This window comes from Spiroplasma endosymbiont of Lasioglossum villosulum (assembly GCF_964020195.1).
Classification (GTDB): domain Bacteria; phylum Bacillota_I; class Bacilli_A; order Mycoplasmatales; family VBWQ01; genus Spiroplasma_E; species Spiroplasma_E ixodetis_A.
On sequence record NZ_OZ026539.1, the window covers coordinates 730,223 to 746,660 of the forward strand.

Genomic DNA, 16,438 nt, shown 5'->3' on the forward strand with positions numbered 1-16,438 from the left:
AAGCAAGATGGAAAATGACAAATTAATTATTGGATCTCATGTTTCAATGAAAGCACCAAAATATTTATTGGGTGCTCTTGAAGAGGCTCTAAGTTATAATGCCAATACGTTTATGTTTTATACAGGTGCTCCACAAAATACAATTCGTAAATCAACCAAAGCATTATTTATTAAAGAATTTACAGAAAAACTAATTGAAAAAAATATTGATATTAATAATCTTATTGTTCATGCTCCTTACATTATTAATCTGGCTAATAGTATTAACAAAAGTACTTACCAATTAGCAGTAGATTTCTTACGACAAGAAATAATTCGCTGTCAAGATATTGGCATTAAAACTTTGGTTTTACATCCAGGTAGCGCTGTTGGTGCTTTACCACAAACTGCTTTAGATCAAATTGTTAAAGGACTAAATGCAGCATGTTTAGAAAAACAAACTGTAAAAATTGCTTTGGAAACAATGTCAGGAAAAGGTAGTGAAGTAGGAACTACTTTTGAACAACTTCAATATATTATTAATAATGTAAAAAGACCCGAACTAATTGGTGTTTGTTGAGATACTTGTCACTTATCTGATGCTGGTTATGATCTTAATAATAATTTAGAACAAATAATACAACAATTTGATCAACTTATTGGATTAGATAAATTATTAGTTATTCATGTTAATGATTCTAAAAACCCAATCAATGCTCATAAAGATCGTCATGCTAACTTAGGAATGGGTTACCTTGGTTTTCAAACTTTAATTAACATTATTTATCATCCATTGTTGCTTACTAAAATAAAAATTTTAGAAACGCCATGAATTAATGGTTATCCACCTTATTTACATGAAATTAAAATGATAAGAACAAAAAAATATAATAAAGAAATTTTAGAATCATTAGGAACTAACAAATAATGAAAAGAATTGGCATTTTTGGTGGAACTTTTGATCCATTTCATAATCAACATTTAAACATTGCAAATACAGCTTATCATAAACTTTCACTTGACGAAGTTTGAATTTTACCAACAAAACAAAATCCGTTAAAAGATAGTGTCAGTGCTAGCGATCAACAAAGAGTCGATATGATTAATTTAGTTATTAAAAACTATTCTTGAATAAAATTAAATGATTATGAACTAACAAGTAAGCAACCTAGTTATACTATTAATACTATTAACTACTTTATTGAAAACTATCCAAATCACAAATTCTTTTTTATTATTGGTTCTGATAATTTATATACTTTAAATAAATGACAAGGAATTGAACAGTTAATTAATTTAGTTAAAATTATTGTTGTTAATCGCCCTCATTATCGTAAAACATTAGAACTAATGTCAAAATACAAGTGTCAAAATTTAGTAGTTCGACCAAGTAGTGATATTAGCTCTGCCAAAATTAGAAATGGTGAAATTATTAATCAAATTGATATAAAAATTAATGATTATATTAACAATAATTTAATATATAGTTATGAGCGTTTAAAAGCAAATTTGGATAACAATAGAACTGAACATTGTATTAATGTTGGTAAAATGGCTGTTAAATTAGCAATCCATTATAACGAAGATGCTAATAAAGCCCTAATTGCAGGAACTTATCATGACCTTTGCAAACAATGAAGTAAAAGTAAAATGACTAAATTTTTAACAAAATATAATAAAGAAATTTTACAAGAACCATTTCCAATTTGACATGGTTATGTAGCAGCATTGTATTTAAAACATCATTATCAGTATCATGATGATTTAGTTCTTCATGCAATTGCTAAACACACTACTGGTGCAAACGAAATGAAACCTTTAGAATTAATAGTATTATTAGCAGATAAAATATCAATTGAACGTAACCATTATTATGTTGAAGAATTAAGAAAACTTGCCTTTCAAGATTTAACTGTTGCTTTTAAATACTATCTAGAAATTTTAAAAAAGCATTTACTAGAAAAAAACCATTAAATAATAAGTTTTTAACAATATATGAAACGTGAAGTAATAAAAATTAACAAATAGTATCTACAGTAAAATACTTATTTATTAATTATTTAATATATAATATTAAAGAAAAGGGAAATTTAATAAACTAAATAGTATTGTAATAATATAAACAAATAATTGTAACTAAGGAGTACTAATAATGAGTTTAGTGAGTAAAGAATTAGAAACCAAAAATGGAAAAACAGTTAAACTTAAAATAGATAATTCAAATTCAAATCAAGTTAAAAAAATAAATCTTATTTTTGGAGATAGTTTTGTTGAAATGAAAAAAATGAAAAATGAATTAGTTGATTTTATTTTTATCGATCCACCTTATTTTTTATCAAATAATGGTTATAGTGTTAACGCTGGCAAAAGAACATCTGTTAATAAAGGTGAATGAGATAAAAGTAAAGGTTTTCTTGAAAATTATAAATTTCATCAAAAATGAATTAAAGAATGCAAAAGAATTTTAAAACCAAATGGAACTTTAATAATTACTGGAACTTATCATTCTATTTATATTTGTGGTTTTATTTTACAAGAGCTAAATTTTCACATTCTTAATGATATAGCTTGATACAAACCTAATTGTACACCTAATATTGGTTGTAGAAATTTTACTGCTAGTCATGAAACATTAATATGAGCAAAAAAAGATAGCAATTCTAAACATGTTTTTAATTACAAAGATATGAAATATTCTAAATGAGAAGAAGATAATTTTAAGAATGAAGATAAGCAAATGCGAAGTGTTTGAGCAATAACTACTCCTAAACCATTTGAAAAAATTTATGGTAAACATCCTTCACAAAAACCATTAGATCTTTTAAAAAGAATTATAATTGCTTGTACTAATGAAAATGATATTGTCTTAGATCCGTTTATGGGTAGTGGCACAACTGGTCTTGCATGTAAAATGCACAATAGAAATTTCATAGGAATTGAAAATAATATTGAATATTTTAATCTAGCAAAAAAAAGATTGGATGATAATAATGGTTAAAAATGGAATCGGTGGTGCAAATACAAAAACTGGTCTCGCTTTTGAAGGAGAAAAAGAGTTATATTCATTTTTTAAAAAACAGGAAAATTATGAAATTAAAAATATGATTGGAATTCACAATTTAAAACAAAATGATGCATTTGAATTGTTTTATATGGGAGAACATGTTGCAAATATTTTCAAAAAACATGCAATCTATGTTTATTTAGAAAAACACCACAATTTAAACTGAAATTACTTTTTATCAAAAAAATTACTACCAGATGACAGTATTTTTGTATATAAGAATAATACTTTTTTTATTATTGAAATTAAAACACAAAATGTTGCTGGAAGTGTTGATGAAAAACTACAAACTTGTGATTTTAAAAGAAAACAATGACAAAAACTTTTATCAATATTAAATTGCAAAATTGAATACTGATATTTATTAAGTGATTGATTTAAAAAACCAGAATATAAAGATACTTTAAATTATATAATAGATAGTAATTGTCGTTATTTTTTTAATTATATTCCATTAAAAGAATTGGGTTTACCACTATAACAAATAAAAAATAAATTATTAATAAGGAGATCAAATATTATGTCCAAAAAAAATAAAACAAAAATTACTGCTTTGCCGACAAAAGAAAAAACAACAGCAAAAATAAAAAAAAGTGGTTTCTTAAGCGCAGTTATTAAATACTTTAAAAAATATCCACTACTTTATCTAATTGCAATACTAACCACTATTGCTTCTTCAATAATTTCAGTAATTATTCCTAAAATTACTAATAATTTTTTAGCTACCCCCGATGGTTTTCAATGAGAAAAAATTACTACTTTAGCTTATATTTTAATTAGTTTACAAATTGCATCAGGATTATTTATGTACTTTCGTAATTTAACAGGAAGCATCATTGGTGTTAAAGTTGAAATTAAATATCGAAATAAAGTTTTAAAACATTTACTAGATTTAGATATGTCATATTATGAAGATCGCAAAATTGGTGACACTTTAACAAAACTAATTAGTGATACTAGTGTTATTGGTGAAAATATGCAATCTATTCCTTTAACTATGCTTAGTTCAATTGTGACTTTTTTTGGTTCAATTTACGTTATTTTTTCTTTAAATTGACAATTATCATTAATTGTTTTAGGTATTGTTTTATCAATTTTAATAATATCAGTATTAAATGTTCAAATTATTCGTTATTTAAACTATAAATGAAGAAAAGTTTACACTGAAGTTAATGCTGATATTACTGATCGACTAAATACTATTACTTTAATTAAAAGTAATGTTACAGAAAAAAGTGAAAATAAAAGATTTTCTAATGAACATCTTAAATATTATCAAGCAGCAAAAAAACTATTACTTTTGAAAGTTTTACTAGAGCATTACTAATTACATTACTAACAGGAATTAACATTGTTGGTTTAGTTGCTGGTTTCATGTTTGTAAGTAAACACATCATTAGTGTTCCAACACTAATTGCTTTTTTATTAGCAGTCAACACTTTAATTTTCCCAGTTATTCAAAGTATTCAATTCTTAGGTAATTGAGCTAAAACATCAACTTCAATTTTAAGAGTTAATGAAATTCTTAATATTAAACCAAAAATAGTTAATAAAGAAAAAGCCTTACCAGTAAAACAAATTACTAGTGATATTATTTTTGAAAATCTTAATTTCCGCTATGATGAAAAAGAAGACTGAATTTTAAATAACTTCTCTTTCACTTTTGAAAAAGGTAAAAGTTATGCTATTGTTGGTGCAACTGGTGTCGGAAAAACTACTATTTCTAAGTTATTACTACGTTACTATGACCCTGCTGAAGGAAGAATTTTAATTAATAATAATACTGATTTACGTGATATTGACTTAGCACAATACTTACATCATATTGGCTATATTGAACAAGATCCACAAATTTTATTTGGCACATTTGCCGAAAACATTAGTTATACTAAGCAAGGAGCAACTTTAGAAGAAATCAAAATTGCTGCAAGTAAAGCTAACTTACATGATTACATTGAACAATTACCTAATGGTTATAATACAATTTTAGGTGAACGTGGGATTAACTTATCTGGTGGTCAAAAACAAAGAGTAGCTATTGCTCGTATCTTTTTAAAAAATCCAGAACTATTAATTTTAGATGAAGCTACTAGTGCTTTAGATAATATTGTCGAAAAGGAAATACAAGCACAATTTAATAAATTAATGATTGGTCGTACTAGTATTATTATTGCCCATCGTTTATCAACAATTAAAACTGTTGATAAGATTTTAGTTTTAGAAAAAAAAGGTTTAGTTCAAGTTGGTACTTTTGATGAATTAAAAGTTAAAGAAGGTCACTTTAAACATTTATATGAAGCTGGAATTATGGGGTAAAAACTAACATTAATATCAATTCTTAGTTCTACAAGTTCAATATGAAAAAGCAAAATTAACAAAAAAATATCATTTATTAATGATTTTTTTATCTAAATGGAGTTATTATTAAATGAAATTATTAGAATCTAAATTTATATTAAATACAATAGAAAATAAAAATATTGCTTCTTATTTTACCAATGAAATAACTTACAATAATTATATATATGAAGACGGCAGTATAGTTTCTGAAACAAAAAACATTAGATTTAAAAATAAATGATTTTATCTCATGTTTAATTCTTTATTCAAAGGATTTTAAAAATATTTTTTTATCATATGAATCATTGGATAAAAACGATAATAAAGGAGAAATAGATTATAAAATACATTTAAGAAATAAAAAAGAAATATATTGTGAGCTTACAGACAGTCATTTATTGTCTAATAGAGAAACAAAAAAGTTTAGAAAACTCTTATCTACAGAACCTTTAATTGGAGCTCTTGAATTTGTTAATAAACAAAATTATTCATTTTTAATAACAAATATTATTGACTGCATTAAAAATAAAAAAAACAGAATAATTAATAAAAATATGCATCTAAGTGATGAAAAATGATTGTTAGTGAATATACTAACTTCACCATTAAATTATCAATATATCAAAAATGAACAATTCCTAATTTTGAAAAATAATTTAAAAAAATATCATTTTAATGAAGAAACTTTAAGCTTAATAAATAAAGAAAATAATAATTTTTTTAAAAGAATTATTATAAATTTAAAATATGGAACAATAAAAAATAATATTTATTTTATACAAGAAATATATTTAATTTTAGACTTCAATAAACAATTTTGTAAATTAAACCCAAGTTGTTCTAGATAGATACTTTCAATTAACTTATAATTAAATTATAAATATTTATTGGGTATTCATTTGAAATAATAATGAACTAAGTACATTAGTGTTACATTAATAAATATTTTTTATATTAAAAAAGTTACCTAAAATAAAAAATTAAAATCATTAAATTAATATATTATTATTTATATATAATTATTAAAAACTAATATTAGTTTTTTCCTTATTACTTTATTCTTAAAGTAAATAGGTTTTTTATATTAAAAACGGAGGTTTTTCTTATGAAAAAACTTTGAGATGATTTTAAAGAATTTAAAGAAGTTGCTGAAAAACATATCAAAGAAGCTGAAATAAATAGAAAAGCAACAGATGAAATAAGAAATGAGAAAAAAAGTTCAAGTTCAAAAAAACAAATGTAAATTCATAAATAAAGTTACCTAAGTAACTTTATTTTTTTATGTAATAATTTAATTTCTTCTCCTTTTCATAATTATAAATTAGTTTTATTCTTTTACTGTAAATAATCATTTATATTTATTTTTAAATTCATGATATTTAATAATTAGAAGACATTTTTACAACATAATCTATCAAAATAAAAACTTTACCATACTTTAAAATTCATTGTAGAATTTCGTTAAAAGTACTATAATATAAATAACGATAGTTTAATATCGTTATAATTTTAATGATGATATAAACTTTATATCTTTATTAAAATTATATATTAACTTTAAAGGTATAAAATATGAGAAAAACAATAAATATTTTAACAGTTGGTATTTTTTCACTAGCAACAAGTACCACTATTTTAACTAGTGTAAATCACTTTAATAGTAGCAAAAATGATTTACAAAAAGCAAACGTCACTACTAATCAAACATCATTATTTAATAATCAATATCAATATTTAAATAATAGTGACTGAATTACTAACCAATCAACAACCGATCATAAATTTTATAGTTATGATACTTCAGCATTAAAAAGTTATACTTTTACCAATGCTAGAAACGTCTTCTTAGTAGATACAACAGGTAACCTAGTTTATAATACCAAAGTTACTATTCCTAATAAAGATAAATCAGATATTGAAAATACAAAACAAGAAATGATTACCAAGAAGAAAGTAACATCACTTAAAAGCAATCCTAATTATTCTGATGCTTACAATTTTAGCGAATATCAACAAAATAATTTTATTGGTGACAATAATTGAACATATTTACAATTTGGTGGTCTTGAACAAAATATTGATATTTCTAACATTGCTGGTGCTTCTAAAATTGAAAATAATAACAATCTTAGTGAGAACTTAGGATTATATTACATTGCTGATGCTGCTATTAATAATAAAATTTCTTTAGCAATAGCTTATAATATTAGTCAACAATTCATTAATAAAAGCAGTTTAAACAAACTAATTAGTAACCAATTAACAAATAATATTATTAACTTAATTGTTGAAAATACTAACATATTTAACTTTATTAAAAATTCACCCCTTTTCCTAAATATAAAAGATTATTCATTAAATTTTATTTTTGATAATGATAATAACTTAGTAGCAATTTACTATACAAAATGAAATGTCCAAAATATAAAACAAAGTATTAACTATCATTATAAAGAAGACTTTAGCAATATTAATAAAAATGATTGATCAAAAAATAGTGATCAACAAATCATTTTAAATTGAACTAAATATGCAAAAAATTGAGAACAATTTTCACAACTTTATCCTAAATTTAATTTTAATAATTCTAAACTATCAATTAATAATATGGGTACATATAAAGAAAATAATAATCTTACTGGTGATACTAATAATATTACTACTAATAAAAATATTAAATATGAACTACAAAATCCTTATAAAGTTGTAGCAATTTCTGATCTTATTATTCAACTTCCAATTATTGAACTTTATGTATACCATGATGATAATAATATTTATTATCAATGAAATGCACGTGTTACTTCATCACCAAATTTAATTGCTGGTTGTAGTTTAGCAATTGATTTAGATAATATTAGTTTTCAATTTAAAAAATAATTAAATTTAATATATAAAAAATGATGCATTAATTAAGGCATTATTTTTACAATGAATGTTGTCTTACACTACTTTGATTAGATGCTGATGGTTGGTTTTCTGTCATTTGATTAGAATTATTAATTAAATATTCTTTGTGAATTTCTAAACACTCAACTTTAAGGTTTTCAATTCTTTTTAAAAATTCAGGATTATTAGATGTTTTATATTTTCTAGCATTACGTCAATTATAATCTTGACCTGTGACATCTATTTTTTCTTTTACTTCATTAAGTTCTGACATAATTGACATTAATTGTTTAATATTAGAATTTGTTTTTGACTTCTCCTCGTTTAATTGTTGTTTAATATATTGTACTAGTCCAGCTGTTTGCATATAGGCAGGAGTACCTACAGAATCTGAAATATCACCTAATATTTCTTTTTAGTTTCATCAATTCTTCTTTCTACTTCAATTTTATTTTCAATTTCTTCTAATAAACCTTCAATTTCATTCATTAATTCTTTTTGATTGTAATAATATTCATAATTTTTATCTTCCTTTTCACATATAATTTTAATTTAATAAAACCTAGTATAGTAATTTAACTATACTAGGTATGAACAATTATTAAATTATAAATACTATTATAACTATAAAATAAAAATTACGCAATCAACTATTATTTACTATTTTTAAATTTTCTAATTATTTTTTTGATCTAATATCATAAATAATCATTATAGATGTTCTTTTTCTATTCAAGTTAAAATATCTTCTAAAATAATATTAATATTGGGTTCATTTAAAATTGCATGATTACCTTCTTCATAAAAACTATAAGTTATCCCTTGTCTTCAACGTTTATTATTTTTTGCAATTTTATCAAAATCAGCAAATATATCTTTTGCAGATTGAACAATCAAAACCGGACATTTAGCACTATTAAGATTTTTTGGTACTTGTTTACTTAATTTTTGTGCTTGTAAGGAAAATAATAATGTAAATTTCATATTAGTCATTGCTCTAATTTTCCCTTTTTTAATATAATTAGAATTAATAGAAATTGTTTCCATATCAAAAGTAATAGGTAATGGATGATGTTTATAAAATAGAAATCCTCAAATTGCATGACAAACTAATGAAGGTTTTATTTTAAATATTTGTTTCTTAGTAACAAAATTAGTTAAAATTGCACCATCAATCATTTTTGGTAATCTTTTAATTGCTAATGCTGTTAATGCAGAACCTAATGATTCACCCATTAATAAAATTTTTTTATTAGGATAACGTTCATTCAAAACCGTTATAATATCTTTAATATCATTAATAGTTGTTCCAAAAGTATGATATTTTCATTTTTCATTTTCTCCTCAACCTCGTTGATCAAAACTTAAAAATGAAATACCATGTTTAGTAAAAAACTTAGCAGCTGTTTTAAAGTCTGTTAAAGAGGCACCCATACCATGAATACCAATAATAATATATTTACTATTATCAACAAATTTAAATTCAGTATGTAAAAAATAGTTATCCCTAGTAATGATTCCCTCGTTACTTCATTGTGGAAAATGATGATTCAGTTCTCAGTGATAATCAATATGGAAAATTTGATAAATTCTATATAAAATATAAAGTATTATTAACATAGCTAAAACTACGATAAGTATTGCTCATCAATAATGTTGCCAAAAATTATCCATAATAAATGATACCCTCCAATAATATATAAATACTTACTAATATTTTATCAAATTAATTTTATTTTTATTAAAACAAAACCTTAAATGGTTTTGTTTTAATAAAAATATTTACTTCTTAGTGACTTCAGCAATTAATTGACCAACCGTTACTTGTTCATCATCTTTTACTACTTGCTTTACAACATAACCTTCCATTGTTTCATTAATGAAAACAATTGGTGTTGTTACTTTTTTACCTTTATTCTTAACTTCTTGTAAATTAGCAACTACAATTACTTCTGATTTTTTAATTGGTTTACCTTGTTCAGCTTTAATATCAAAGCCCTTACCAGCTAATTCAACAGTATCAATACCAATATGAACTAAACATTCAATACCTGTATTTACATCTTTAATACCATAAGCATGTCCTGTATTAAATACTGTTGCTAATTTTCCATCAAATAGTGATACAAATTCAACTCCATCTTTACCTTTATATTCAGGGATAATAGCAAAACCAGTCCCTAACATTTCCTGAGCAAATACTGGATCTTCAACTTTACTAAGGTTAATAACTTTACCAGTAACTGGTGCATAAATTAATAAAGGTAATTGTTTTTTTTTCTTGAAAAACATATGTCGATTCTCCTCAAAATTATGTAAATTAGATGTTTATAATTTTAACATTAAATAATGTAACTTTAAAAATAAATAATATTTTTATTTTTTTGATAAAAATTTTTCTACTAATGATTTAACTTCTTCATTGGTTTCACATTGTAATGCTTTTGATGCTAATATTTCTGTATCCTTTTTATTTAAAGTACTAATAATTTTTCTAGTTTCTAAAACACTAGATGCAGACATTGAAAATTCATCTAGCCCTAGACCAACTAGTAGTGGAACAGCAATTTTATCACCAGCCATTTCACCACACATGGCAACAGGACGATTATATTTATGTCCACCATCAATTGTCATCTTAATCAAACGTAAAATTGATGGATGATATGGTTGATATAAATAAGACACTTTTTCTGACATACGATCAGCGGCTAAACTATATTGAATTAAATCATTAGTTCCAATTGAAAAGAAATCCGCATATTTAGCAAATATTTCTGCATTAACTGCTGCTGCTGGAATTTCAATCATCATTCCAACTTGAATATCATCACTAACTTTAACTTTTTCTTTAATTAATTCTTTTTTGCAAGTTTCATATAATGATTTAGCTGCTTTAAATTCTTCAACAGTAGCAATCATTGGAAACATAATAGCTAATTTACCAAAAGCTGAAGCACGAATTAAAGCACGTAACTGAGTTTTAAAAATATCTTTACGATCTAAACACAAACGAATGGCACGATAACCAAGGAAAGGATTCATTTCTTTTGGTAAATCTAAATATGATAATTCTTTATCACCACCAATATCTAAAGTTCTAATAACAACTTTATGTTTAGTAGCAGACAATACTTTTTTATATTCTTCAAATTGAATATCTTCACTTGGAAAATCACTACTTTCCATATAAAGAAATTCACTTCTAAAAAGTCCTACTCCTTGTGCATCATATTCAATTGCTTTAATCATATCTTTAGGTGAACCAATATTTGCTTCTAACTTTACTTCATGATTATCACTGGTTTTAGTTAATTTACCTTTAAATACTAATAATTCTTTTTGTTCTTCAATTCATGCGTTTTGTTTAGCAACTCATTTATTTTTTTCACTACTATTTAAATCAATTTCAATTTCACCAGTATTACCATCTAATACACAAAATTGATTATTTTTTACTTTTGTAATAACATTTTTTAACCCAAGAACTGCTGGAATACCAAGACTACGAGCCATAATTGCTGCATGAGAAGTTCTACCACCAATATCACATAAAAATCCTTTAACAAACTTAGGATTCAATTGACTTGTTTCTGAAGGTGTTAGATCATGACTAACAATAATTGTTTCTTCTTTAATTGCACTTAAATCAATAGTTTTAATATTTAAAATTTTACGTAAAATTCGATCACGAACATCAATAACATCAGCAGCACGTTCATGAAAATAATCATCATCCATTGCTTGCAATGTTGCAATTGCTTTATTAGCAGTACTTTCTAAAGCATTAGCAGCATTATATTTTTCTTCTTTAATTAACTTTTCAGTATCTTCAATTAATACTGGATCAGTTGTTACTAAAAAATGAGCTTCAAAAACAGCGGCTTTTTCTTCACCCAAAGTTTTTGTTGTATTTTGGATGAGTTGTTTAATTTCATTACCTGCTATTTTTAAAGCATCATGTAACTTTTTAACTTCTCCTTCTATTTCTTTTTCATTAATTTTTTTAGGATTAGTTTTGATAGTTTCATGTTTTAAGATTAATGCTTTGGCTAGAGCAATGCCATTACTAGCACCAATACCTTTCATTTTTAACATTATATATATTTCACTCCTTATAAAATATGTTTATTAATAGTCTACTAAATTATAATAAAAAAATGAAATATTGTATAAAATATTTATTATAATTTAAACTTTTTATAAATAAAAATGATTTTAATATTTTTAAATATTTTTCATATATTAATTCCTACTTTTAATGAAATTAAAAGTAGGAATCTTTTCACTATATTAATATAATTAGATAGTTACGCATTGGATAAGAGAACGATCATGATTATGATTATTATTAGGAATAAGAGATTCTCTATCTGAGTTATTTATATCTTGCACATCATTTTCATCTCATTCATTAATATTATTAATATGACCATTTATTCTTCTAGTAAGAAAATCTCTTCCATCACTAGCAGCATTCCCATTTGCTTGATTTATTATATTTGGTAATTCAGATAATACTTCATCAATAATCTTTTGTTGCTCTTCTTGCTTATATATTAATTTAAAAGCTGGTTTCATTTTATTTGTTAAATTATATAAATCAGAACTAGTTACACCAAGTGCTGATAATACCATTCCTAATTTTGGAAATGTTTCTTTAAATTGAATTCAAGCTTTTTTTCAATCTCCTTTATTTTGTGTAACATCTGCTGCATAAGTTTTAATAGCATTAGTAATAGCGCTAATAAAAAGAAAACTAACGATAAAGACTCCTAATTGACTTAATTTATTTTGATTTTTAACTCAATTTTTAAATGATTGTAGCAATGTATGATCATTATTTTGAGGGCAAAAATAATTTTTTACTGGTTCAAAAATTGTATTTAATGCATTTTTAATAAAATATTCATTAACAAATCTCATTACTGTAGCACGAACAATAGTTGAAATAATATTATTAATTGATACTATATCTTCTGTATAAGATTCTCATGTTAATGTTTCAGCAGTATAAGCAGAAGAAACAGTAATAACTAAATGATTTATTAATAATGTTGTTAAAAAAAAGTTAGTATTGGATAAACTATTTTTTATAATTTCTTTAATAGAATAGTCTTCATTTTTTAAATCAGTTTTTGATAATTCACTTAATTCATTTAAAAGTTCTTTTAAAAAATCATTACTGATTTCTGCACTAATTAAAGAATTAAATTTTTCAAAAGTAAATTCATCATTAAAATCAATATTTTTTAATTCATCTTTAATATGATTTATTACATGATGTTTTTTGATAATTGTTAACAAATTAGTACACAAATTATCTAAGTTCGAATTAATTTTATTTAATTTTTCATATTCTTTAAATTCTAAATGTTTTTCTAATTTATTAATAATAATTTCGAGTGGTAAATATTCATCTAATTCTTTTTTTGTGTTAATTGATTTGAAGGTAATAAATCAATAATACTTTTTAATCCAAATGGATAGTAAGATAAAAAATAAGATGTAAGTGTATCAACACCAGCCATAGCATAATTTTCAGGAATTTTTAATGATTCTCACATTCCTTTGCCTAATATTTCTAATTGTTCTATAAAAGTTTTACCTATTATAGACTTTTCTGATACTACAGCTATTGAAAAATATCTTTGTGCTACTCTAATTGAAATACCTGTTAATAATACAATTGGAGAAGATAAATATTCAATAGTTTTTCAACAACAATTATTTGAACTTATTTCACTTTCTTTTTTAATAAATTTTGGTAAATTTTCATAAATTTCTCCTAAATCATCAAAATATATTCTTGCTTTATTTTTATATTTTTGTTCATCACTATTTCAATATTGATTAATGTAATTGGTATAATAATGAATTCTTAAATTAATATTTGCAAGTTCTGCAATAATTTTTTTAGTTTTAGTAATAACTATTTCATTATTATTTTCTACTCCCACCACTAAAGATTCCATATTTTGATTTCTTATACTGGCACTATTACCATTTATTGGACACATTTGTCTTTGCTTCTTTCCTTTTTAAACTTATATTAATAACACGTTTTCTCTATTATGTATAATTAAAATTTTATTGCATAAAGATTGAGAAAAGTTTCCAAAGATTTTTTAAACATATTTTAAAATTAACATAATATTTTCATTTTCTTTTTAAAGAAATATAGGTTTTATTTTGAAATTTTAATATTTATGTTAAATGTTCTATTTATATGTTTCTATATTAATTCAATTTGCTTATATTTCTTGATTTTATTCCAATATCTCTTTTTAAGAGAACTATTTAAATTAAAACTAAAAGTTCATAATATATATTTTTTATATATAAGAAATTATTGTTTTACTTACAAAGAATAATTGAATCAACTAAATTTCATTTTTTCTATCAATATGTAAAAGAAAAACCCCATAAATAATATATTGTAATTTCATTAAATAAAAAATAAGAATATATAACTAGATTTATTTTAAAATAACAATATATTTTTCCTTTAAGACATTACAAAAAAACATAAAAAAACTACTTAGTAAAAATAAAAAATAATACTAGTAGGCTAATAACCAATAATTTTGTGTGTCTCAAGTTCTTAGGGGCGTTGCCCCTAGTTGCTTCGCAACCTACCCCAATGGGCTAAAGCCCATGGTTCCACCAACCAAGGTTCTGGTTGGAACCAACCTTTAATATTGCTTTATTAACCTTTTTATTTTTTTTGATTTTTAATAAATATAAAATTAATAAATATAAAAAAAATCCCACTCGAATAGGAAAAAGAATAAATTACCCTACATACTTAACCTGAATTTTAATTTAATAGAACCGAGGTATGCCTCTCCTTCTTTTAAAAAAATCATATAAATATATAAATACATTACGTAAAAATATTAAATTGTCTTTAATAAAACTATTATGTTTAAACAATCGAAATAACTAAAAAAAATAAATATTTAATTATCCTTCGAGTGAAATTGCTTAAACAATTGTAATAGTTAAATATTTACTCTTAACAACCCTTTACTACTATTAACTCGTTACATTAACGCAATCATTAAGCAAATAAATATTTGTATAAATAATAACATAAAAAATAAAAAAAGTATAAAAAAACGTAATTATACTTTCACTCGAATAAAAGCATAATTACAAATAACATTATATATATATATATATATATATACAAGTATTATAATTAAAATTTAATTTAACTTTTTATTACCAAAAATTATTTTTTCAACCTTATCACCAAATACTTTATCTAACCAAGTTAAAACATCTTTATCTTTATGAATTAAATAGCCAATTTCACTAGTTCGTAAATAGTATTTATGTGATAAAGCACTTAAATATAAATAACGTTCATAATCTTCATAATCCTTAAAATAATCATTTACAACAGTACTTTCAATAATACCACCAGTTAAAATAGTATTACCATCACTATCTTTTGGAGTTTTAAAATAAAACACATTTGTAGCATTAAAACTTGCTTTAATTATATCTTGAATTGTTATTTTCTTAATACCACGAATTACAATAGGATTTTTACAATTACGACTAAAAGCATATGCTTTAATGCCTACATCCACTTGATTTAAAGACTTAACATCATCAAATGCTTTTGTAACATATTTTCCTAAATATTTAATAACAAATTCATTAGTTCCTTTTTTAACTACTTTTAAATCACTAAAACCATGAGTTCATCATTCTAATAACATACTTTTATGTACTTTTCTATTAAAAACTATATAAAAATGAACTGCTCCACGAGATTGATATTCATAAACATAAAAATACTTTAATTCACCTAAATATTTTAAACGTTTAGGGTCATTTCATCATTTTTTTAATTTAATAAAAAATAAGCCAATATCTTTTTTAGCCTTTTTAATATCTTGCATATTATCTTTATAGGTTAAAGTAACAAAACTCATTATTTTACTATCATAAAAATTATGTAATGCTTTTTGAATTAAATTATTTTTTGCACGAACAGTACTATTTTTCAATTTTTGTTTATTACCAACATAACATTTACCTTTTTTATTTCCAATATTACTCAAAAATGAAATAGGTAACACTATATTTTTCACATAACAAGCATAAAAAACCTTTTTAATATAAAAATCTTGTTGCATAACAAAAAAAACT

17 protein-coding genes are annotated in these 16,438 nt (G+C 23.2%); 10 read left to right on the plus strand and 7 right to left on the minus strand.

Going from position 1 to position 16,438, the window contains the following annotated elements:
- Positions 1-7 precede the first annotated feature (7 nt).
- The 10 genes from AACK81_RS04195 to AACK81_RS04240 all read left to right on the plus strand — a co-directional run bounded on the left by AACK81_RS04195 (position 8) and on the right by AACK81_RS04240 (position 8,263).
- Positions 8-907, plus strand: a complete 900-nt coding sequence (locus tag AACK81_RS04195; protein ID WP_338962935.1) for a deoxyribonuclease IV — start codon at positions 8-10, stop codon at positions 905-907.
- Positions 907-1,953: a nicotinate-nucleotide adenylyltransferase gene (locus AACK81_RS04200; RefSeq protein WP_338962938.1), complete on the plus strand. Its 1,047-nt coding sequence runs from the start codon at positions 907-909 to the stop codon at positions 1,951-1,953. The genes AACK81_RS04195 and AACK81_RS04200 overlap by 1 nt, the downstream gene beginning before the upstream one ends.
- Before the next feature lie 178 nt (positions 1,954-2,131).
- The gene (locus AACK81_RS04205; protein ID WP_338962941.1) at positions 2,132-2,977 is read left to right on the plus strand and encodes a site-specific DNA-methyltransferase; all 846 of its coding nucleotides are present in this window, start codon (positions 2,132-2,134) and stop codon (positions 2,975-2,977) included.
- Entirely contained in the window at positions 2,970-3,524 is a 555-nt protein-coding gene (locus AACK81_RS04210) for a hypothetical protein (RefSeq protein ID WP_338962944.1), read from the plus strand. Before AACK81_RS04205 ends, AACK81_RS04210 begins: the two co-directional genes overlap by 8 nt.
- A gap of 39 nt (positions 3,525-3,563) precedes the next feature.
- The gene (locus AACK81_RS04215; RefSeq protein ID WP_338962947.1) at positions 3,564-4,370 is read left to right on the plus strand and encodes an ABC transporter ATP-binding protein; all 807 of its coding nucleotides are present in this window, start codon (positions 3,564-3,566) and stop codon (positions 4,368-4,370) included.
- 47 nt (positions 4,371-4,417) lie between these two features.
- Positions 4,418-5,359 (plus strand): ABC transporter ATP-binding protein, encoded by a 942-nt coding sequence (locus AACK81_RS04220; protein WP_338962949.1) that lies wholly within the window; start codon positions 4,418-4,420, stop codon positions 5,357-5,359.
- 112 nt (positions 5,360-5,471) lie between these two features.
- Entirely contained in the window at positions 5,472-5,663 is a 192-nt protein-coding gene (locus AACK81_RS04225) for a hypothetical protein (protein ID WP_338962950.1), read from the plus strand.
- A gap of 25 nt (positions 5,664-5,688) precedes the next feature.
- Positions 5,689-6,231: a hypothetical protein gene (locus AACK81_RS04230; protein WP_338962953.1), complete on the plus strand. Its 543-nt coding sequence runs from the start codon at positions 5,689-5,691 to the stop codon at positions 6,229-6,231.
- Positions 6,232-6,488: 257 nt separating this feature from the next.
- A complete protein-coding gene (locus AACK81_RS04235; RefSeq protein ID WP_338962954.1) occupies positions 6,489-6,626 on the plus strand; it encodes a hypothetical protein in 138 nt (45 codons plus the stop codon).
- Positions 6,627-6,955: 329 nt separating this feature from the next.
- On the plus strand, positions 6,956-8,263 hold the full coding sequence (locus AACK81_RS04240) for a hypothetical protein (protein WP_338962957.1): 1,308 nt from the start codon (positions 6,956-6,958) through the stop codon (positions 8,261-8,263).
- 46 nt (positions 8,264-8,309) lie between these two features.
- Here AACK81_RS04240 and AACK81_RS04245 read toward each other — a convergent pair whose 3' ends face one another.
- The 7 genes from AACK81_RS04245 to AACK81_RS04275 all read right to left on the minus strand — a co-directional run bounded on the left by AACK81_RS04245 (position 8,310) and on the right by AACK81_RS04275 (position 16,425).
- A complete protein-coding gene (locus AACK81_RS04245; RefSeq protein WP_338962959.1) occupies positions 8,310-8,639 on the minus strand; it encodes a hypothetical protein in 330 nt (109 codons plus the stop codon).
- Between the two features lie 344 nt (positions 8,640-8,983).
- Positions 8,984-9,946, minus strand: a complete 963-nt coding sequence (locus AACK81_RS04250; protein ID WP_338962962.1) for an alpha/beta hydrolase — start codon at positions 9,944-9,946, stop codon at positions 8,984-8,986.
- A 108-nt stretch (positions 9,947-10,054) separates the two neighbouring features.
- A complete protein-coding gene (locus AACK81_RS04255) occupies positions 10,055-10,564 on the minus strand; it encodes a PTS glucose transporter subunit IIA (protein ID WP_338962965.1) in 510 nt (169 codons plus the stop codon).
- 84 nt (positions 10,565-10,648) lie between these two features.
- Positions 10,649-12,373: a phosphoenolpyruvate--protein phosphotransferase gene (gene ptsP, locus AACK81_RS04260; protein ID WP_422397367.1), complete on the minus strand. Its 1,725-nt coding sequence runs from the start codon at positions 12,371-12,373 to the stop codon at positions 10,649-10,651.
- Positions 12,374-12,574: 201 nt separating this feature from the next.
- Positions 12,575-13,579, minus strand: a complete 1,005-nt coding sequence (locus tag AACK81_RS04265) for a hypothetical protein (RefSeq protein WP_338962969.1) — start codon at positions 13,577-13,579, stop codon at positions 12,575-12,577.
- A gap of 113 nt (positions 13,580-13,692) precedes the next feature.
- Entirely contained in the window at positions 13,693-14,292 is a 600-nt protein-coding gene (locus tag AACK81_RS04270; protein WP_338962972.1) for a hypothetical protein, read from the minus strand.
- Between the two features lie 1,191 nt (positions 14,293-15,483).
- Entirely contained in the window at positions 15,484-16,425 is a 942-nt protein-coding gene (locus tag AACK81_RS04275; protein WP_338962974.1) for a rolling circle replication-associated protein, read from the minus strand.
- Positions 16,426-16,438 lie beyond the last annotated feature (13 nt).